The sequence below is a fragment of the Janthinobacterium sp. BHSEK genome (assembly GCF_056174685.1).
In genome coordinates this window covers 38,811-59,721 of the sequence record NZ_JBWBYV010000058.1, presented here as the reverse complement: position 1 = coordinate 59,721, position 20,911 = coordinate 38,811, and the positions used below count along the sequence as shown (strand labels likewise).

Here is a 20,911-nt window from a genome sequence, read left to right as displayed (position 1 = left end):
TGAAAGGTTGGCCTTGCTTGCCTGGGCGGCCCAAAGATTAGCATTAATTGCCGCCGCTGCGCAGTTTTTTGCGCCGGGAGCGGCGCCGCGCTAGACGACGATGGCGCTGCTGCGCAGCATGTCCTGGTGGCGCGCATTGATGGCCGCCACGGCATCCTTGCCGCGCGCCATGCCGGTGGCGTGGATTTCCGTTTCCTGCGTGTAGCGCTGGCCGACGCGCACCGTGTAGGACTGGAACAGCCAGCTCCAGAAGTTGGTTTCATAGTCGGCTTCATCCATGTCGCGCCATTTGACGCCCGTGAGTTTCTTTTTCCACGGCAAGATGCCGGACGCCAGCCACACGCCCGCTTCGTCGTAGTACAGCTGATAGCTGCGGATGGTCAGCAGGCGGTAGCCGACGATCAGCGCCGAGCCGATCAGCACCACGAAGGCAGCGCGCGCGTTGTACTTGAAGGCCAGCGGCAGGGCGGCAAAGAACAGCAGCACGGCGATGATGAAGGTGCTGACATAGGCGGTCCAGGATTTGCCGCACAAAAAGGTGGCGCGCTGGCCGGCGCTGGTGGCGATATAGTCGGTCATGGCGTGGCATCAAAACAGGGAAAAACGATCATCGCATGGAACGCGGCTTGCCCGTGCATTTTTTCAAGCTCATCGCTTCAAGCCCTCCTGCAGCATGCCCAGCATGTCATTGGCCGACATGCGCGCGGCCGCGTCGCTGCCTTCCAGCAGACTGTCGGCCAGATCGCGCTTGTGCTGGTGCAATTCGACGATGCCTTCCTCGATCGTGTGTTTCGCCACCAGCCGGTAAATGGTAACGGGGCGCAATTGCCCCATGCGATGGGCGCGGTCTGAGGCCTGGTCTTCCACGGCCGGGTTCCACCACGGGTCCATGTGGATCACGTAATCGGCCGCCGTCAGGTTGATGCCCATGCCGCCCGCCTTCAGGCTGATCAGGAAGACGTCGCCGTCTCCCGCCTGGAAGGCATCCACGCGGCGCTTGCGCTCCTGCATGGGCGTGCTGCCGTCGAGATACTGATAACTGACGCCATGCTGCTCCAGGTGCTTGCGGATGAGTGTCAAATGGTCGACGAACTGGCTGAAGACGAGCACCTTGTGGCGGTTTTCCAGCAAGCCCGACAGCAGTTCGGCGAAGGCGGCCAGCTTGCTGCTGGCCAGGCCCAGTTCCGGCGCCACCAGTTGCGGATTGCAGCAGGCGCGGCGCAGTTTCATGATCTCGGCCAGGATCTGGATGGCCTTTTTCGAGGCCGGTCCTTCCACCATGGCCAGCTTTTCCAGCGCTTCGCGGCGCAAGGATTCGTACAGCGCCGTTTCCTGCGGCGACAATTCCACTTCCAGCACGATTTCCGTGCGTGACGGCAATTCTGACAGCACTTGCGTCTTCGTGCGGCGCAGGATGAACGGCGCGATCAGGCGGCGCAGCCGCAGGCGCGCGCCGGCCGCCGCCCGCTTGTCCTGATCCTTTTCGATCGGTCCCGCAAAACGCAAATTGAACTGGTCCAGGGTGCCCAGCAAGCCCGGGTTAATAAAACGGAACAGATTCCACAGTTCGCCCAGGTGGTTTTCCAGCGGCGTGCCGCTGGCCACCATGCGGAAGTCGCCTTGCAGGGCCATCACGGCTTGCGAGCGCTTGGTGGCGCCATTCTTGATCGCCTGCGCTTCGTCGAGCACGATCGTATGCCAGCGCACGCCGGCAAACATGGCAGCTTCCTGCTGCAGCAAGCCATAGCTGGCCACCACCACGTCGAACGGCTGCAAGGTGTCGAGCATGTCGGCCCGGTCGCCGCTGCCGAACAGTTTGACGTTCAAGGTCGGCGCGAAGCGCTGCGCTTCGCTGATCCAGTTCATGCACACGGACGTGGGGGCGACGACGAGGGTGGGGCCGTTCGGCGCGCGCGCCAGGATCAGCGCCAGCGCCTGTAGCGTCTTGCCGAGTCCCATGTCGTCGGCCAGGCAGGCGCCCACGCCCCAGTGCGCCAATCGCGCCAGCCATTCGTAGCCGGCCAGCTGGTAATCGCGCAAGTCGGCCTGCAGGGTGCTGGGCAGCTGCGGTTGATAGTCGTCGAGCGCGCGCAGGCGCAGCAGGTGTTCGCGCCACAGTTTGTCGGCCTTCACGCCGCCCGCATCGTTGGCCAGCTCTTCCAGCGCAAACGCGGCCAGCGGGTGGATGTGCACGCCATCGGCATGCGCTTCGCCATACGCGGCCAGTTCCGACAGGCGCCGGTGCAATTCATCGCTGAGGGCGAGGAACTGGTTGTCGCCCAAGGCCACGAAGCGGCTTTTATTGTTCTGCATCAAATCGAGCAGCGCGCGCAAATCCATGACCTTGTCTTCATCGATCTGCACTTCGCCGCTGGCGGCAAACCAGTCTTTTTCGCTCTTGATATTCAGGCGCATCTGGCCGCTGTCGATGCGCTTCGACACGCGCATGGTTTCGCCTTCGGGCCAGGCCAAGACCATGCCGGCGGGGTCGAGCGATTGCAGCTCCACCAGCAATTGCAGGCCCAGCGCTGGCTGGCCCAGCAGCCACTCGCCATGCTCTTCTTCCGCCTCTTCCAGCACCAGGCAACGTCCAATCAGCTGGCGCTGCGCTTCGCGTTCCGCATTCAGGTCGCGCCGCGCTTGCACGGCCCGGCCCGCCACATCGGCAAACACGCTTTCGGCGCCGCTGCCCGGTGCGTAATAGGCGCCGTTGTCGAGCAGCGGGCGCACGAGAATCTGCATTTTCAAACCCTGCTGGTAGGGCAGCAGGTGTACGTGCAGGCGGTGGTCGGCCGTGATGACTTCCGCATCGCCCGCGCCGCCGCCGATGTCCGATTGCACGGTGACCATGGACGAGATGGCGCCGATCGCCTGCATCACCTGTTTTTCCGCATGCAGGGGCACGGACAGGCCCAGGCCCACGATGGCGCCGATGCGCCGGTGTTCGTCGAGGATGTGCACCACGCGCAGGCGCGTCGGCGTCTCGCGCTGCACGACGACATTGCCGCCGTTGTCGGGCAAGGGCGGCTGCATGCCCAGCCACAGCTGTCCCTCGTGCGATTTGATCAGGAGCTCGGGCGCGCCGGCGATCAGTTCCACGCGCGTGTCGGGGTGGTCAAGCCAGAAGACGAGCGGGTGGCCCACCAGCAAGATGGCGGCCTTGTCGAGCTCGATTTCATAGCGCGGTGCCGATGAATAGTATTGCTTGAACGGCGCGATGCTGCCCGCCGCGCGCGCGTCCTGCGGCGTGAGGAAATCGATGTCGCCCGCCTCTTCCGCCAGGCGTTTGAGGCCCATGGCGCGGCCCTTGCTCCAGCCGCCCCGCGCGTCGCGTTTCTGCTCGCGCACTTCCACGGCCGTCAAGCCGAAGCGCGGGTCGAACGCCACCAGCCACACGAGGCGCGAGACGCTGCCGATGGCTTCGGCGGGCGTGTTCTGCTGCAGGTTGATCAGGGCGCTCAGCTGGCGCTGCCACGCTTCCTGGCGCTCGAACCACGGCGCCATGTCCGTCAGACCGTGCTGCGCGCGCTTGGCCGTCGCATAGCGCTCCTGCTGCGGTTCGCCCAGCAAGCCCAGCAAGCCGGCCGCCTGCGCCGCGATCAGGTCGTAGCCGGCCGCGTCCGCTTGCTGCACAAGCGATCGCAGCTGGTCCTTGCGTTCGCTCAATTGCGGCAGCGCCAGCCAGTAGTACAGCAAGGCCTGGAACAGCTGCGCCTGCAGTGCCGTTTCCCAGCTGCGCGTAGGGATACTGTCCGCCTGCTGCACGCCGGCGCGCACCAGGCGCAAGGTGTTCAGTTGCTGGTAGACGATGCTGTCGTGGTTCGGTTGCGCATGCAGCGCGATATCGAGGTAGGTTTCCGCGCTTTTCAGCAGCTTGGCATCGTTGCCGCGCAGCAGGGCCAACACGTACAGGTGGCCGCCGATGCCCGTAAAACACAGCTTGCGCTTGCCCGTTTCCTTGCGCAGCCCTTTCAAGGCCGTTTCGAAGCCCGCCACGGCGTGGGCGTGTTCGCCGCGCAACAGGGCGATGCTGCTGTCGATAAACAGCGCCTGCGGCCCCTGCTGGCCCGCCAGGTAGCGCGCGGCCGCGTCGAGTTCGCCGCACAGCAGGGCGTCCTCGGCCAGGGCCAGCGGCAGGGCTGCGCCGATGTGGTCGCCGGCGGCCGCCTGGCGCGCATGGTGGGCGCGCGCGTACGCGCGGATGGCGTGCGCCGTGGCCGGTTCGCGCGGGGCGTTGCCCAGCAGCACGGCGAGGATGTCGTCCTGCAATTGCGGCATGACGAAAGACAACATTTCCGGCTCGAACGGCCGGCCGAAGATCTCGATCAGCGGATGCAGCTGCTGCGCTTCATAGCAGGCCATGCAGGCGGCCAGGATGGCGGCCACCTGGCGCACCTCGTCGTTGCGCAAGAGGGCGATGCGCAGGCGCGCCACGCCTTGGCGGTAGCTGCGCAGCTCCACATAGCCATCCCAGTTGCGGCGCACGGGGTTGATCAGCTCGATGGCCTGGCACAGGTCGCGAAATACCAGGTGCTCGATGGCGGCGCGCATGGCGGGCCAGCGCAATTTCGCCTCGCAGGCATAGCCCCGTCCCACCACTTCGGACGCCAGCGCGTGGCGCGTCAAATGTTGCAGCATGCCCGTGACGGTAAGCAGGGCGAACGGCGTGCCGTCCGGCTCGACGACATTGGCGCGCTGCAAGTGTTCATACACGGCATGCTTGCCCACCGGTTCGCCCGCGATGGCCAGCAAGGCCAGGATCATCTGTTCATGCTGCTCCAGGGCGGCGAATTCATCCAGCAAGCGCTGGTCTGCATGCGGGTCGGTCATGCGGGCAAGTTGGCGATGTGCACGGGCGGCTCGCCGGCCGCCACGGGCAGGCCGAATACGCGCTGGTAGAAATACAGTTCCGCTTCCAGCGTGCACACGATGTTTTCCGCCTTGCGGAAGCCGTGGCCCTCGCCTTCGAGCGGCACATACGCGACGGGCACGCCGCGCGCCTGCAGGGCGTCGACCATCAGCTGCGACTGCTGCGGCGGCACCACCTTGTCATCGAGGCCTTGGAAGAAGATCATCGGGCGCGACAATTTATCCGTGTGGTGGATGGGCGAGCGCTCGCGGTACAGCGCCTCGGCTTGCGGCTGCGAAGCGATCAGGTAATCGGTGTAGCGCGATTCGAACTTGTGCGAATCGTCGTCCAAGCCTTTCAGGTCGGATACGCCATAGTAACTGGCGCCCGCCTTGAAGACGTCGTGGAAGGTCAGGGCGCACAGGGTCGTCAGGCCGCCCGCGCTGCCGCCGCGCACGATCAGGCGTTCGGGGTCGGCCAGGCCGTTGGCCGCCAGGTAACGGGCGCCGGCGATGCAGTCTTCCACATCGACGATGCCCCATTGGCCGCGCAGCGCGTCGCGATATTCGCGGCCGAAGCCGCTGCTGCCGCCGTAGTTGACGTCGAGCACACCGATGCCGCGGCTGGTCCAGTACTGCGTCGCCAGTTTCAAGGTATTGCTGGCCATGCTGGTGGGGCCGCCATGGCTGATGACGATGACGGGTGGCAAGGTTCCCGCCGGCGCCTGCACGTCGTCATTTTTCGGCGGATAAAAGAAGGCGTAGGCCGTGCGGCCATTGCTGCTAGGGAAACTCAAGCTGCGCGGCACGGACAGGTAAGCCAGCGCGGGCAAGGCCGTGATCGACTGCGCCAGCACTTCCAGCTCATGGTTAGCCAAATCGATGCGCGCCAGTTCCAGCGCGATGGTGGGGCTGCCGCCCAGCAGCGCGACGAAGCCGGGGCCCACGCGCAGTTCGCGGATTTCCTGGTACGGGTGCGGGATCGGCTCCAGCTTGGCCGCCGCCACGTTCAGCTGCGCCAGGTAGCTGACGCCGGCCTGGATATACGTGCAGACGATCTCGTCGTCGGACAGGAAACCGTACATGCTGCCGCCGAAGGTCCAGTGCGGCGTGGCAAATTCCGCTTCCATCGGGCACAGCGCCTCGATGTCGGCGCCGTGCAGGCGGTACAAATTCCACCAGCCGCTGCTGTCGGAAACGAAGTGCAGCAAGCCGCTCGGCGACCATTCCGGCTGGCAGATCGACTCGCGCGCGCCGCCGGCGATCAGGCGCGGCGAGCCCAGCGTGCCATCCGCGTGCACGTCGGCCAGCCACAGTTCCGTGCCTTGCCACGGCAGGCGCGGGTGGTCCCAGCTGATCCAGGCCAGCTGGCTGCCGTCCGGCGACAAGCGCGGTGCGGCATAGAAATCGTGACCGCGCGCCAGCACCGTTTCGCGGCCGTCGAAGCCGACGGCGGTCAGGCAGTTTTCCGGATGCGCGTGGCCTGCGTCCGGATGCTGTTCGCGCACGGCGATCAGGCGGGCACGGGCCGCATCGACGACGAAGTCCGCGTGGCGCGTATTGCCGCCCGTGGTGAACGCTTCGGGCGCGGCGTCGCCGCTCACGCGGTACAGGCAATTGTCGGCGAAATGCGAGAAATACACGGTGTCGCCGGCAACGGCATATGCGCCGCCGCCGTATTCATGCACGCGGGTGCGCACATTGAACGGTGCCGGCGTCAGTTCATCGACCCGCGCGCCGCGCTGGCGCAGCAGGGTGTTGCGGCCCGCCTCGCTGGCGCGCCCGGCCAGCCAGAACACGTCGGCGCCGTCCGCCCCGCCCAGGGCCAGCTGCGTCAGCGGCGAGGCGCCGGCGGCGACGGTGGCCGCGCTGATCGGCGATGGCCAGATGCCATAAGGGGTGATGGATGCGGTCGAGGTCATGCGGGCTCCGTGTCGTGGTGGAAAGAGGGGGCCTCCAGGCGGCGTCAGGCAGCGCGGCGGCGTGCATCATCATAATGGAAGGTCAGGCACAACGAAAGTCATCGCTGTGCGTGGCAAATGCTGCAAAGCGGCACCGGAATCAATGAAATGGCGGCGATTGGATGCGATAATACCGCTTCTCCAAGCTCGATTGCCTGCCATGCCACAATTTGCTCCGCTCCAGAATGACACCTTCCTGCGCGCCCTGCTGCGCCAGCCGACCGAGCACACCCCTGTCTGGCTGATGCGCCAGGCGGGCCGCTACCTGCCCGAATACCGCGCCACGCGCGAGCGGGCCGGCTCCTTCCTGGGCCTGGCAAAGAATCCCGATTACGCGACCGAAGTGACCCTGCAGCCCCTGGAGCGCTTCCCGCTCGACGCGGCGATTTTGTTTTCCGACATCCTGACGGTGCCGGACGCGATGGGCCTGGGCCTGTATTTCGCCGATGGCGAAGGGCCGAAGTTCGAGCGCCCGCTGCGCACGGAACAGGACGTCAAGGCGCTGCAGGTGCCGGACCTGGCGTCGCTCGACTACGTCTTCAAGGCCGTCACGCAGATCCGCACGGAACTCAATGGCCGCGTGCCGCTGATCGGTTTTTCCGGCAGCCCGTGGACCCTGGCCTGCTACATGGTGGAAGGCGGCGGCTCGAAAGAGTTCCATACCATCAAGAAGATGCTGTACAACCGCCCGGACCTGATGCACCACATCCTGGCGATCAACGCCACCTCCGTGGCGCAATACCTGAATGCGCAGATCGATGCCGGCGCGCAAGCCGTGATGATCTTTGATTCCTGGGGCGGTGCGCTGGCCGACGGCGCCTACCAGGAATTCTCGCTGGCCTACATGCAGCAAGTGGTGGCGCAGCTGAAACGCGACAAGGATGGCGTCAAGATTCCCGCCATCGTGTTTACCAAGGGCGGCGGCCAGTGGATCGAGCAGATCGCCGACATCGGCGCCGATGCCGTGGGCCTGGACTGGACCGTCAACCTGACGCGCGCGCGCCAGCTGGTGGGGCATAAAGTGGGCTTGCAGGGCAACCTCGACCCGGCCATCCTGTTCGCCAGCCCCGAGCAGATCCGCGCGGAAGTGGCGAAAGTGCTCAACGCCTTCGGCGCGCCGTCGGCAGGCACGGGCCATGTGTTCAACCTGGGCCATGGCATTTCCCAGTTCACGCCGCCGGAATCCGTGGCGGCCATGGTGGAAGCCGTGCACAGCATGAGCCGCGCCATGCGCAGCGGCCAGTAAGCAAGCGCATCCCCTGGCGCAGGGGCAGAAAAGGCAGGCTTTCCGGTGGAAGCCTGCCTTTTTCTTTGCTGCACCCTAGCAAGAAAATACCGACTTATGCACATTTTTTTTTGCTGCGGAAATAACAGGCAGTGTCAAAGCCATGCCCGGGGGAGCTTTGCAAGTGCTTGATTATTAAGAGATAAAAAATGCCTTGTTCGGCGGACTTTGTTGCTATTGATAAGGTTATTCTTTCGTCCGCCAGCCTTATTCCTTCATTGTCCACAAAGTTATCAACAGATTCTGTGGATAAAATTGAAAAGTATTTTGTTAACCGATACTTAGCGACGATGTTCAGGTTTCACCTGAAGTGCATGTTGCAGTGCATGATAATTGAACAATGTTTCGCCGTCCGTCAGGTAAAACCGAACGCTTGCCCGGCAATTGTCAATTTTGCCGCATGCGGCCCGTGTTTTTCCGCATAGGGCGCATCAAAACGGTGCGGATTGCTGTATAAAAAAATCATAAATGGTTCAGTTATGCACAGCGGCGGAAATGTCCCACGGATTTGGCGCTTCCCGGGCATCAATTTTTAAGCCATTGATTTTAAATGGTTAATTTTTCTTGCGTGCCGCTCTTGACGGCGATCGAAATTTTCTATCCACATTTTTCTGAAAGTTAATTTTGCTTTGTCCACAAAGTTATCCACAGAATTTTCTTCTGGCACGATGACACGCCGTGCTGTCTGCCGTTAGGCGTTTGACGGACGAAACAAGTATCATGGCCCGCTGGCTTGATGCCGGACATCCCGCCGCGCCGTCGCCCCTGCGGCGCGCTTTTTTATTGAGATAGGCCATACCTCCATGCCGCAGTGCCTTTTGACGTCGTGCATCCTGAAAATCGCGCTCGACACGCCCCTGAACGCCCTGTTCGACTACCGCTGGAACGGGGCGGCGGATGCCGGCGTGGACGCTGCCGTGCCGCTGCCGCAAGTGGGGCAGCTGGCGCTGGTGCCGTTCGGCCGGCGCGAAGTGATGGGGCTGATCGTCGGCGTGTCCGACAGCACCGACGTGCCCGCCGCGAAGATGAAGGACGTGCTGGCCGTGCGCAGCCAGCTGGCGCCGCTGTCGGAGCAATGGCTGGCGCTGGCCGCCTTCGCCGCCGATTACTACCAGCGCCCGCTCGGTGAGGTGGCCCTGCCGGGCTTGCCGAAGAACCTGCGCGTGCTGACCACCGTGGCGCTGGACCGCGCCATCAAGAAGCTGGGCAAGCTGGCCGACGCGCACGACGGCACGCCGCTGAACATGCCGGCCTTGAATGCCGCTCAGCAAGAAGCGGCCGACGCCATCGGCGGCGCCCAGGGTTTTAAACCGACCCTGCTGTACGGCGTGACGGGCAGCGGCAAGACGGAAGTGTATCTGCAAGCCTGCGCCCAGGTGCTGGCGCGCGAGGACGATGCGCAAATCCTGATCCTGGTGCCGGAAATCAACCTCACGCCCCAGCTGGAAGGCAATATCCGCGCGCGCTTTCCCGGCGTCATGCTGGCCACCCTGCACAGCAGCCTGTCCGAAGGCGAGCGCATGCTGCACTGGCTGGCCGCGCACCAGGGCCAGGCGCGCATCATCCTCGGCACGCGGCTGGCCATCCTGGCGTCCTTGCCGAAACTCAAACTGATCGTCATCGACGAGGAGCACGACCCGTCCTACAAGCAGCAGGAAGGCTTGCGCTATTCGGCGCGCGATCTGGCCGTGTGGCGCGCCTGGCAATTGCAGATCCCCATCGTGCTCGGTTCGGCCACGCCCTCGCTGGAAAGCTGGCACCACGCGCAGACGGGGCGCTACCGCAAGCTGGAATTGCGCGAGCGGGCCGTCAAGAATGCGGTCTTGCCGCGCGTTAAGATCCTCGACATGGAGCGCGACAAGCCGAAGGATGGCTTGACGTCACACCTGGTCGCCGCCTTGAAACTGCGCATGGAGCGCGGCGAGCAGTCGCTGCTGTTCCTGAACCGGCGCGGCTATTCTCCCGTGATCTGCTGCGAATCGTGCGGCTGGATCAGCAATTGCACGCGCTGCACCTCGTTCATGGTGCTGCACAAGCCCGAACACCGCTTGCGTTGCCACCATTGCAGCCTGGAATTGCGCATCCCCCGCCATTGCCCCACCTGCGGCAACGTCGACTTGCAGCCGCTGGGACGCGGCACGCAGAGGGTGGAAGAGGGCTTGCAGCAACTGTTTCCAGAGGCGCGCATTTTGCGCATCGATGCCGATTCCACGCGCAAGAAGGGCAGCGCGCAGGAAGCGTTCGACACCGTGCACCGGGGCGAAGTGGATATCCTGATCGGCACGCAGATGGTGGCCAAGGGCCACGATTTCAAAAAGCTGACCCTGGTCGGTATTTTGAATCCGGACACGGCCCTGTTTTCCCAGGATTACCGGGCCAGCGAACGGCTGTTCGCCCAGCTGATGCAGGTGGCGGGCCGGGCCGGGCGGGCCGCGCAGACGGAAGGGGGCAGCGTCAGTGAAGTGCTGATCCAGACGCGCTATGCGCGCCATCCGCTGTACGACGCCGTCGTCAACCACGATTACGACCACTTCGCCACCACTCTGCTGGAAGAGCGGGCCCAGGCGGCGTTGCCGCCGTATCTGTTCCAGGCCCTCCTGCGCGCCGAGGCGCCCGAGCTGGCGACCGCTATCGAATTCCTGCAGGCGGCCAAGGAATGCATGGAACACCCGCAGGTGACGATCAATGACCCGATTCCCATGAGCATGACGCGCGTCTACAACGTGGACCGCGCCCAGCTGCTGCTGGAATCGCCCTCGCGGCCGGCCTTGCAGGCGTTTTTGAAGGAATGGTTAGCGGAACTGCGCGCCATGAAGACGCGCGTCAAGTGGTCGCTGGAAGTGGACCCGCTGGACATTTAAACCAGGTAGTCGCGCCCGGCCTTGACGATCTGTTCCGACAGCAGCTTGGTAAACGGCGTGTCCAGGGTCCAGGCGTGCCAGCTCAGGGGCACGTCCAGGGTGCGGCCCGGCAGCAGATCCACGAGACGGTCCGTCGCCAGCGCTGGCGCGGCCAGGCGCTGCGGCATCAGGCCGTAGGCCAGGCCATCCTGCACGCAGGCGCGGCGCGCCGCTTCCACGGGCAAGGTATGGTGCGGAAACGGTTCGCGCAGGCTCAATTGTTCAGCGAGGAAACGCGCCAGCAAGCCGTGCTGGCCCACGACGGCGGGCGCCAGTTGCACCGCCTCGGCACTGAAACCGTCGCCGAACCAGTGGCCCGCAAACACGGGCGTGGCCACGCAGACATAGCGCAAGGTGCCCAGCGGCGTGACGCTGGTGGCGGCCGCCGCGTCGATCGCCGTGCCGGATTCGGCCGCCACGCAGCCGAACACGGAGCCGTCGCGCACCATCTGCAAGGCGCTGTCGCTGTCGGCCAGGCGCACGTCGAGCTGGCAGCGGGGCGGCGCCAGCAGGGCGGATAAGGTGTCGGGAAACCACGTGGCCAGGCTGTCGGCATCGATGGCGATGGCGATTTCCGGCATGCTGACGCTGTTGCCCAGGTCGATGTCAAGCGACGCTTCCATCAGCTTGACGTTGCGGTGATGCACGATCAGTCGCTGGCCCAGGCCCGTCGGCACGGCTGGCTGGCCACGGATGATCAGCAGGCGCCCGCTGGCGTCTTCCAGCGCCTTGATGCGCTGCGAGACGGCCGACTGGGTGATGCCCAGCGCCAGGGCGGCCTTGTCGAAACTGCCATGGCTGGCGACGGCGTCCAGCACGGCCAGCGCGCGATAATCGAGTGATCTCATTAGCTCAGCTTATAAATTTTGAAAATGATTAGTTATACTAATGCATATATTGCTGCAAAGTAAAACCTTATTTTCAGCAAACGGGTAGTATCGAACGCTGTGAGCAACTTCGGTGGATGGATAGCACGATGAAAACGATACGAGTGGATGTGGCCGTGATCGGCGGCGGCACGGCCGGCATGACGGCGCACAGGGCGGCGCGCATGCAGGGCAAGCGCGTGCTGATGATCGAAAGCGGGCCGTACGGCACGACCTGCGCGCGCGTGGGCTGCATGCCCAGCAAGCTCCTGATCGCGGCGGCCGAGGCGGCCCATGCGGTGGCTGCCGCGCCCGCGTTTGGCGTGCATCCCGGGCCCGTGCGCATCGACGGCCGGCAAGTGATGGCCAGGGTGCGCAGCGAGCGCGACCGCTTTGTCGGCTTCGTGCTCGACGGCGTCAACGCCATCCCCGACGAAGAAAAATTGCGCGGCCATGCGCGTTTTATTTCCCCCGGTAAATTGCAGGTGGATGAGCATACGCTCGTCGAGGCCAGCAGCGTGGTGATCGCTACCGGTTCCACGCCCATCGTGCCGCCGGAGTGGCAGGCGGCGGGCGAGCGCGTCATCAGCAGCGACGCCGTGTTCGAGTGGACGGATTTGCCGCAATCGGTCGCCGTGGTCGGCAGCGGCGTCATCGGCCTGGAACTGGGCCAGGCGCTGGCGCGGCTGGGCGTGCGCGTGACGGTGTTTGCGCGCGGCAATAAAGTCGCGCAGCTGACGGACCCGCTGGTGCTGCGGGAGGCCGATGCCGTGCTGGCGCGCGAACTCGATATCCGTTTCATGACCCAGGTCGCGCACATGGCAAAAACGCCGGATGGCGGCGGCATCGCGCTCACCAGCCGCGATGATGCGGGCGTGGAAAAAACCGAACAGTTCGAGTACGTGCTGGCCGCCATCGGCCGCCGCCCGAATGTGGACAAGATCGGCCTGGACACGGCGCAAATCGAGCTCGACCGCCATGGCATCCCCCTGCATGACCCGCACACCATGCAGTGCGGCAAGAGCGCCATCTTCATCGCGGGCGATGCCGACAACGCCTTGCCGCTGCTGCCCGAAGCGGCCGACGAGGGCCGCATCGCGGGCGAGAACGCGGCCCGTTATCCCGAGGTGAAGCCCGGCTTGCGCCGCACGCCGCTGGCGATCGCCTTCACGGAGCCGCAGATCGCTACCGTGGGCGCCACCTACCAGCAACTGTGCGTGAGCCACGCGGGCCGCTTTGCCGTCGGCGCCGTGTCGTTCGGCAACCAGGGCCGCAGCCGCGTGATGCTGCAAAACCAGGGCTTGCTGCGCGTGTATGCGGAGTTCGGCAGCAAGCGCTTTCTCGGCGCCGAGATGATCGGCCCGCGGGCGGAACACCTGGGCCACTTGCTGGCCTGGGCATGCCAGGCCCGGCTGACGGTGCCCGCCATGCTCGACATGCCGTTCTACCACCCCGTCATCGAGGAAGGTGTGCGCACGGCCTTGCGCGAGCTGGCCCTGCACCTGGAAAAAGACCCGGAACATGCGCCCGGCTGCGCCGACTGCACGCCAGGACCTTGAATGCAACTTTATGCTTTATATAATTTTGTAGACAAGCGCACATGATTGCGCGATCATCGCTGCCACATTGAAATATTGATTAAAAGCAAAAAACATTTCAATTGGCACATGCCGCTGATGCCACGATGGTAAAAACAAGCGGGTGCAGGCGATGATGGAGACGATGTGAAAATTCGGCGCATTTACGCGGGAGAACTCGCCCTGGGCGTGGCCCTGCCCTGGGACGTGCATGGCGAGACGGGCGGCTTGCTGGCCAGGCTGGGCCATGTCATCAGCAGCGAAAACCAGATCGCATTGCTGCTGGCGCGCGGCGTCATCGCCGATACCAGCGCCGACGTACCGCGCACGGCCACGGAAGCGCCGTCGGCCCTGCGCATGCTGAACCTCGTCACGGCAGGGCTGGCCCTTGTCTTGCCGGTCATCGCCGCCGGGCAGGCGGGCAGCCACTTGTCCTTGGCGCCGCTGGCGCAGCTGGTGGAAGAGGCCGTTGTGCTGGACGCCGACGTGGCGCTGGCCTGCATCCTGCACAACCAGGGCGCGGGCGACTTTGCCGTGCGGCACAGCGTCGACACGGCCGTCATCGCGGCCCTGCTGGCGCGCGCGCTGAAGCTCGACGATGGCGTGATCCGCAGCGTGGTGCTGGCCGCGCTGAGCATGAATGTGGGCATGCTGGAGCGCCATGCGGATTTCCAGCACAAGGCGGGCCCGCTGGACGCGCAGGAGCGCGCCTATTTGCGCGCCCATCCGCAAGCCGGCGTCGACCTGCTGCGCGCGGCGGGCGTGACGGACGCCGTCTGGCTGCAAGCCGTGCTGCAGCACCATGAAAATATCGATGGCAGCGGCTATCCGCTGGGCACGCAAGGCGAGGCGATCGGTATCGGCGCGCGCTTGATCATGCTGGCAGACCGCTATTGCGCGCGCGTCTCGAAGCGCAGCTACCGCCAGCCCCTGCTGCCGAACGTGGCCTTGCGTGAAATGTTGCTGGCCGACAAGGCCACGCTGGATGCGCCGCTGGCATCCCTGCTGGTGCGCGAGCTGGGCATCTACCCCGTCGGCACCTTCGTCAAGCTGTTGAATGGCGAAATCGGCGTCGTCACGCGCAAGGGTTTGAATGCCACCACGCCCCACGTGCAGTCGCTGATCGGCCCCCGCGGCGCGCGCCTGGACGTGCCGTTGCGGCGCGACACGCGCGTGGACTTGCACGCCATCCGCGAAGTGCTCAGCGCGGAGCAGGCGGGCTTGCAGTTTCGCCCCGACCAGCTATGGGGCCGCAGCGCACGGATTTAGCGCGGGAGCTTAATTCAGCAGACCCGCATCCAGCCGTCCCTCGAGCGCCAGCTCGCGCATGATGCGCACCGTGTCGATGTCGGATTCCTTGTAGGCGGAGCGGCGGAAGTCGTCGTACAGGGCGTTGGCCGCATCGGTGGCCGCGTCGTGGCCGTCGTCGTACTGGAAGCGTACCCACAGGCTCGCTTCGTCGGGCATCTCGATGGTCATGACCAATGAAGAGGCGCTGATATCCTGTTGCGCTGGCACTTCGTAACGCACCTGCAGTTGCGGCACCAGCACCACCTTGTCGTTGATGACCAGCTCGCCGTAGCGCAGGCTGCGCGCGAAACCGGCATCGCTGCGCTCGCTGATCCGGCATTCATCCAGGTGCGGCACGAACAGTTTCGGTGACTCGGCGCGCAAGACGAGGCCGCGCCAGACCTGTTCCAGGCTCAGGGTGTCGATCAGCGGGTTCAAGGGATCGTTGATTTCAATCAGGTGTTCAAATTTCATGGGACTGCCATTCGGTAAGTGGGCGCGCGCGGGCGATATAGGCGGAATGGTACTCCAGGCGTGGCCGCGCCGCACGCATTGCAGCGGCCAAGATGGCGGCATATGGCGATATATCAATGCCGTTGCCTGTTTTTCATGCAGATATCGCCGTGCAAATGGCGGGCGCGACGCTGTTACAATGGGCTGCTGTTCCCTGCGGAAATACCCTGATGTCCAAAGCACCACAGTTCGGTCTGAATGCGCCCCAAAGCGAAGCGGTTACCTACCTCGACGGCCCTTGCCTGGTGCTGGCGGGCGCCGGTTCGGGCAAGACGCGCGTGATCACGCAAAAGATCGCCCATCTGATCGAAGACCGGGGCTACGACCCGCGCACCATCGCCGCGCTGACCTTCACCAACAAGGCGGCGCTGGAAATGCAGGAGCGCATCGCCAAGCTGTTGAAACAGCCGCGCCAGGCCAAGCAGCTGACGGTGTCGACCTTCCACTCGCTGGGGGTGAAAATCCTGCGCCAGGAAGCCAATGGCGTGGGGCTGAAGGACCGCTTTTCCATCATGGATAGCGACGACTGTTTTTCCCTCGTGCAAGACCTCGCCATTACCACCGATAAACAGGTGATCCGCGGCATCCAGAACGCCATGTCGCTGTGGAAGAATGGCCTGATCGATCCGGACATGGCGCTGGCGCAAGCCAAGGATGAAGATGAAGCGAACGCGGCGCGTATCTACCGCAGCTATGTGGCAACGCTCTCCGCCTACCAGGCCGTCGATTTCGACGACCTGATCCGCCTGCCCGTGGAATTGTTCCGCAACAACGGCCCCGTGCGCGACAAGTGGCAGCGCCGTTTGCGCTACCTGCTGGTCGACGAGTACCAGGATACGAATACCTGCCAATACGAACTGGTGAAACTGATGGTGACGGGCATCGGCAAGAAGCCGATGTTTACGGCCGTGGGCGACGATGACCAGGCGATCTATGCGTGGCGCGGCGCCACCGTGGAAAACCTGAAAACGCTGGAAACGGATTTCCCCGATTTGCGCGTGATCAAACTCGAGCAGAATTACCGCTCCACCATGCGCGTGCTCAATGCGGCCAATGCCGTCATCGGCAACAATCCCAAGCTGTTTGAAAAGTCGCTGTGGTCGGAACACGGCCTGGGCGAGCCGATCAAGGTGCTGGGCATGCAGACGGACGAGCAGGAGGCGGAGCAGGTCGCCATCATGATCTCGGCCGACCATTTCGAGCGAAAAAATAAATTTTCCGATTACGCGATTCTGTACCGCGGCAACCACCAGGCGCGCATCATCGAGCAATGTCTGCGCAAGGAACGCATTCCGTACACGATTTCGGGCGGCCAGAGTTTTTTTGACAAGGCCGAAATCAAGGACATCATCAGCTATCTGCGTTTGCTGGCCAACGAGGACGACGACCCGGCCTTCATTCGCGCCGTGACGACGCCGCGCCGTGGCGTGGGGCAGTCGACCCTGGAGGTGCTGGGCGCGTTTTCGGGGCAGTGGCAGTGCTCGCTGTTCCAGGCCGTGTTCAAGGGCGGTATCGAGGCCAAGCTGACGGACCGCCAGCTGGGTCCCCTGCGCGATTTCTGCAACTTCATCAACGATCTGGAATCGCGCGCCAGCCGCCCCGGCGCGGCCGGCAGCGGCGACAACGCGGCCGAAGTGCTGGACGACATGATGAAGGAAATCCACTACGAATCGTATCTGTACGATGCCTTCGAGGAACGGCAGGCGCAAAGCAAGTGGCAGAACGTGCTGGAATTCGTCAACTGGCTCAAAGAGCGGGGCCGGGGCGGCAAGGACCGCGACGGCGAAGAAAAGAACGTGCTGGAACTGACGCAGATGGTAGCCTTGATGACCATGCTCGAGGGCAAGGATGAGGAGCAGGACGCCGTGCGCATGTCGACCCTGCACGCGTCGAAAGGTCTTGAGTTCCCGCACGTGTTTCTGGTGGGCGTGGAAGAGGGGATCTTGCCGCACAAGGGCGACGCGGACGCGCCGGCCGAAACCATCGCCGCGCGCATCCAGGAAGAGCGGCGGCTGATGTACGTGGGCATTACGCGCGCCCAGCGCACCTTGCACATTACCTGGTGCAAGAAGCGCAAGCGGGCCGGCGAGCAAGTGCATTGCGACCCGTCGCGCTTCATCAAGGAAATGCAGCTCGACGTGGGCGACGCCGTGCCGACGGAGGCGGAAGTGATTTCGCCGAAAGAACGTCTGGCGCGCATGAAGGCGCTGCTGGCCGCGCCGAAAGTTTAATTAAGGATTGTTCAAGCTTCCACGGCGCCGTCGGGCGTGGCTTTCGGCACGATGGCCAGCTGCATGCCCAGCGCATCGAGCATCTTCAAAATGGTTTCAAAGCGCGGCTTGCTGCCTTCGCGCAAGGCTTTATACGCGCCTTCGCGCGTGATGTCGGCCCGGGCCGCCACCTTGCCCATGCCATAGGCGCGCACCACATCGTTCATGGCCGACTGGAACAGTTCCGCGTTACCGGTGGCGACGATTTCGCTCATGTAGGCGGCCACGGCAGCCTTGCTGGTCAGGTGTTGCGTTGGATCAAATTTGCTCAGGCCTAATGCTGCCAGGTCGTCGAGGTCGAAGGTGTCATGGTCGATAGCTTGATTCATTTTTTTCGTGCTCCTGTGGATGCCGCCGCCGCTTTCCGCATGGCCGCCTGCCGGGCTTTCAGCTCCCTGAGGATCGCTTGCGCCTGTTTGATGTCGCGTTGCTGGTTCGATTTGTTGCCACCGAGTAGCAGCAAGATCAGGGTGCCCCGATTCGTTTCATGAAAATACACGCGCCAGCCGGGTCCCGTCTGTAAAAAACGCAGTTCGCACACGCCTTCGCCCACTGGCCGCCAGTCGCCCTTCTTACCGTGCTGTAAGTGCTTGATGCGGGCATCGATGGCGGCGGCCGCCACATCGTGCAGGGAATCTTCCCAGCGCCGGTATTCGGCCGTCTTGCGCGTATCGATCCGCACTGGTTCGGGTGGCGCTGGTGTGTTCATTGTAATCGTTTGTTCTCATTCGTCAAGCGGTTTGATTCAGCCATACGGAGAGAATAGGCAGAAATCGGCACCGCCTCGGGAAGAATGCCGCTTGTTTGTCCTGGCTCACGCCGCTGCGGCGGTAGAATGCCCCTTTCAGTCAGGAATCACCGAGAGCACCATGGACAATGCAGAACAGATGGAAACACGTTTCGTCGATATCGAAATCAAGCTGGCGCAGCAGGAAGACCTGGTCGAGTCGCTGAACCAGATGGTGTACCAGCAGGGCAAGCGCATCGACCAGCTGGAAGCGATGCTGCACAAGCTGGGCGAGCATGTGCGCGACGGGGCGCAGCAGGCAAATGGCGGGCTGGTCAACGAGCGTCCGCCGCATTACTAAACAAACATTTTCATGTACGGCGCATGAAAACCTTTGCTGTACGGGCGTATCGCTACCATCGGTAGTTGCTGGTGACGCAAGTGTTTCAGGCTGTTATTATTTCAAGCTGGCCCGCGACACAATCGCGGCTCTCTTGCGTTCCTTGAAAGAAGACATGACCCGTCCTACAATGCTCGTCATCGCCGCCAGCCTGATGCTGGCGCCAGCCGCCGCTTTTGCCGCCACCGCCGCTACTACCGTGCCCGCCGCTACCGCAGCCTTGCCCGCCTCGAACCCGTTTGCGCAGGCGAGCAGCCTGCCATTCCAGTATCCGCCGTTCGACAAGGTACAGGACGCCGACTACGCGCCCGCCTTTACGGCAGGCATGGCCGCCAACCTGGCGGAAATCAACGCGATTGCCAATAACCCGAAAGCGGCCACCTTCGACAACACCATCGTCGCCATGGAACGCTCGGGCCAGCTGCTGGGCCGCGTGCGCACCGTGTTTTCCGTGATGTCCGGCTCGAATACGAATGAGACGATCCAGGGCCTGGAACGCGAACTGGCGCCGAAGATGGCGGCCCACAGCGATGCGATCATGCTCAACGACAAACTCTTCAAGCGCATCGACACCCTGTACGCCAAGCGCGACAAGCTGGGCCTTGATGCGGAATCGAAACGCCTGCTGGAACGCTATCACACCGATTTTGTACGCGCCGGTGCCAAGCTGTCGGCGCTTGATAAGGAAAAGCTGCGCGCCTACAACGGCCAGCTGGCTGCCCTGTCGACCAAGTTCGCGCAAAACGTGCTGAAGGAATTGAACGCGTCGGCCGTCGTCGTCGATACGCGCGAAGAACTGGACGGCCTGTCGCCGGCCGCCATCGAAGTGGCCGCCGGCCTGGCCAAGAAGCGCGGCCTCGATGGCAAATACCTGATCGCCCTCGTCAACACGACGGGCCAGGCGCCGTTGTCGCTGCTGACCAACCGCGCGGTGCGCGAACGCATCATGGCCGCATCGCAAGCGCGCGGCAGCCGTGGCGGCGAGTTCGACAACACCGAGGAAGTGCTGGCACTGGCAAAGCTGCGCGCCGAACGTGCCGCGCTGATGGGCTACCCGAACTACGCTGCCTACTCGCTGGAAGACCAGACGGCGCACGACACCACCGCCGTGAACGCCCTGCTGGGCGAGCTGGCAAAGCCGGCCGTCGTCAATGCGCGCCGTGAAGCGGACGATATCCAGAAGGTCATCGATGCGGGCAAGGGCGGCTTCAAGGTGGGCGCCGCCGACTGGGCCTTCTATAGCGACAAGGTGCGCGCCGAACGCTACAACTTTGACGAGAATCAACTCAAACCGTACTTTGAAATGCACAGCGTGCTGACCAAGGGCGTGTTCTTTGCCGCTGGCAAGTTGTATGGTTTGACCTTCAAGCAGCGCACGGACTTGCCCGTCTACACGGCGGACATGCTGGTGTACGACGTCTTCAATGAAGACGGCACCCAACTGGCCATCTTTACGCTCGATCCTTACGCGCGCAGCAACAAGCGCGGCGGCGCCTGGGCGAATGCCTACGTGGGCCAGTCGAGCTTGCTGAACCGCAAGCCGGTGATCGCGAATAACCTCAACATTCCAAAGCCGGAAGCGGGCCAGCCGACCCTGATGACGTTTGACGAAGTCAACACCATGTTCCACGAATTCGGCCATGCGCTGCACGGCATGTTCTCGAACGTGAAATACCCGCGCTTCGCCGGCACCAGCGTGCCGCGCGACTTCGTCGAATACCCGTCGCAAGTCAATGAAATGTGGGCGCTGTGGCCGGAAGTGTTGCAAAACTACGCCAAGCACTATCAGACGGGCGCGGCCATTCCAGCCGAACTGCTGGCCAAGGTAACGGCGGCCGACAATTTCAACCAGGGCTACAAGACCACGGAATACCTGGCGTCGGCCCTGCTGGACCAGCGCTGGCACCAGCTGACCCCGGCACAGATCCCCACCGACGTGCTGGCGTTCGAGAAAGCTGCCTTGACGGACGCGGGCGTCGATTTCGCCCCGGCGCCGCCGCGCTACCGCACCACGTATTTCTCGCACGCGTTCGCGGGCGGCTATTCGGCCGGCTACTACGCGTATCTGTGGTCGGAAAAGCTCGATGCCGACACGGTCGAGTGGTTCAAGGAAAACGGTGGCCTGACGCGCAAGAACGGCGACTGGTTCCGCAATAAACTGCTGTCGCGCGGCGGCAGCGCCGATGCGCTCGACATCTACCGCAACTTCCGCGGCCGCGATGCGAAGATCGAGCCGCTGCTGGAACGCCGTGGCTTGAACGGCAAGTAATTCCT

Annotated in this window: 14 protein-coding genes; 7 read left to right on the top strand and 7 right to left on the bottom strand. The window is 63.7% G+C overall.

Annotation, left to right across the window (positions count from 1 at the left end; genetic code table 11):
* Positions 1–90: 90 nt before the first annotated feature.
* The 3 genes from AC0V2Y_RS19615 to AC0V2Y_RS19605 all read right to left on the bottom strand — a co-directional run bounded on the left by AC0V2Y_RS19615 (position 91) and on the right by AC0V2Y_RS19605 (position 6,770).
* On the bottom strand, positions 91–579 hold the full coding sequence (locus AC0V2Y_RS19615) for a hypothetical protein (RefSeq protein ID WP_475416693.1): 489 nt from the start codon (positions 577–579) through the stop codon (positions 91–93).
* Between the two features lie 69 nt (positions 580–648).
* Entirely contained in the window at positions 649–4,830 is a 4,182-nt protein-coding gene (locus AC0V2Y_RS19610; protein WP_475416692.1) for a DEAD/DEAH box helicase, read from the bottom strand.
* Positions 4,827–6,770, bottom strand: coding sequence for a dipeptidyl-peptidase 5 (locus tag AC0V2Y_RS19605; RefSeq protein WP_475416691.1), 1,944 nt, complete (start codon positions 6,768–6,770; stop codon positions 4,827–4,829). The genes AC0V2Y_RS19610 and AC0V2Y_RS19605 overlap by 4 nt, the downstream gene beginning before the upstream one ends.
* A gap of 199 nt (positions 6,771–6,969) precedes the next feature.
* Between AC0V2Y_RS19605 and hemE the strand changes: the two genes are divergently transcribed.
* Together hemE and AC0V2Y_RS19595 are read left to right on the top strand one after the other, a co-directional pair.
* On the top strand, positions 6,970–8,055 hold the full coding sequence (hemE, locus tag AC0V2Y_RS19600) for a uroporphyrinogen decarboxylase (RefSeq protein ID WP_070312001.1): 1,086 nt from the start codon (positions 6,970–6,972) through the stop codon (positions 8,053–8,055).
* Positions 8,056–8,897: 842 nt separating this feature from the next.
* Positions 8,898–10,955: a primosomal protein N' gene (locus AC0V2Y_RS19595; protein ID WP_475416690.1), complete on the top strand. Its 2,058-nt coding sequence runs from the start codon at positions 8,898–8,900 to the stop codon at positions 10,953–10,955.
* Here the strand turns inward: AC0V2Y_RS19595 and AC0V2Y_RS19590 are convergent.
* Positions 10,952–11,842 carry an ArgP/LysG family DNA-binding transcriptional regulator gene (locus tag AC0V2Y_RS19590; RefSeq protein WP_475416689.1) on the bottom strand — a complete coding sequence of 297 codons (891 nt, stop codon included), beginning with the start codon at positions 11,840–11,842 and terminating at the stop codon, positions 10,952–10,954. The genes AC0V2Y_RS19595 and AC0V2Y_RS19590 overlap by 4 nt on opposite strands.
* Positions 11,843–11,970: 128 nt before the next feature.
* On the opposite strand from AC0V2Y_RS19590, the gene AC0V2Y_RS19585 reads away from it, so the two are divergent.
* Both AC0V2Y_RS19585 and AC0V2Y_RS19580 read left to right on the top strand, forming a co-directional pair.
* Entirely contained in the window at positions 11,971–13,419 is a 1,449-nt protein-coding gene (locus tag AC0V2Y_RS19585; protein ID WP_475416688.1) for a dihydrolipoyl dehydrogenase, read from the top strand.
* 165 nt (positions 13,420–13,584) lie between these two features.
* Positions 13,585–14,706 carry an HD-GYP domain-containing protein gene (locus AC0V2Y_RS19580; RefSeq protein ID WP_475416687.1) on the top strand — a complete coding sequence of 374 codons (1,122 nt, stop codon included), beginning with the start codon at positions 13,585–13,587 and terminating at the stop codon, positions 14,704–14,706.
* A gap of 9 nt (positions 14,707–14,715) precedes the next feature.
* Here the strand turns inward: AC0V2Y_RS19580 and AC0V2Y_RS19575 are convergent, their stop codons facing one another.
* Positions 14,716–15,201, bottom strand: coding sequence for an SRPBCC family protein (locus AC0V2Y_RS19575; RefSeq protein ID WP_475416686.1), 486 nt, complete (start codon positions 15,199–15,201; stop codon positions 14,716–14,718).
* 209 nt (positions 15,202–15,410) lie between these two features.
* On the opposite strand from AC0V2Y_RS19575, the gene AC0V2Y_RS19570 reads away from it, so the two are divergent.
* Complete coding sequence (locus AC0V2Y_RS19570; protein ID WP_071326079.1) at positions 15,411–17,471, top strand: UvrD-helicase domain-containing protein; 2,061 nt, start codon at positions 15,411–15,413, stop codon at positions 17,469–17,471.
* Positions 17,472–17,482: 11 nt separating this feature from the next.
* Here the strand turns inward: AC0V2Y_RS19570 and AC0V2Y_RS19565 are convergent, their stop codons facing one another.
* Entirely contained in the window at positions 17,483–17,839 is a 357-nt protein-coding gene (locus AC0V2Y_RS19565) for an addiction module antidote protein (protein ID WP_475416685.1), read from the bottom strand.
* Positions 17,836–18,219, bottom strand: coding sequence for a type II toxin-antitoxin system RelE/ParE family toxin (locus AC0V2Y_RS19560; RefSeq protein ID WP_475416684.1), 384 nt, complete (start codon positions 18,217–18,219; stop codon positions 17,836–17,838). Before AC0V2Y_RS19560 ends, AC0V2Y_RS19565 begins: the two co-directional genes overlap by 4 nt.
* A 160-nt stretch (positions 18,220–18,379) precedes the next feature.
* On the opposite strand from AC0V2Y_RS19560, the gene AC0V2Y_RS19555 reads away from it, so the two are divergent.
* Positions 18,380–18,598, top strand: coding sequence for a SlyX family protein (locus tag AC0V2Y_RS19555; RefSeq protein WP_070290273.1), 219 nt, complete (start codon positions 18,380–18,382; stop codon positions 18,596–18,598).
* A 154-nt stretch (positions 18,599–18,752) separates the two neighbouring features.
* Complete coding sequence (locus AC0V2Y_RS19550; protein WP_475416683.1) at positions 18,753–20,906, top strand: M3 family metallopeptidase; 2,154 nt, start codon at positions 18,753–18,755, stop codon at positions 20,904–20,906.
* Positions 20,907–20,911: the final 5 nt, after the last annotated feature.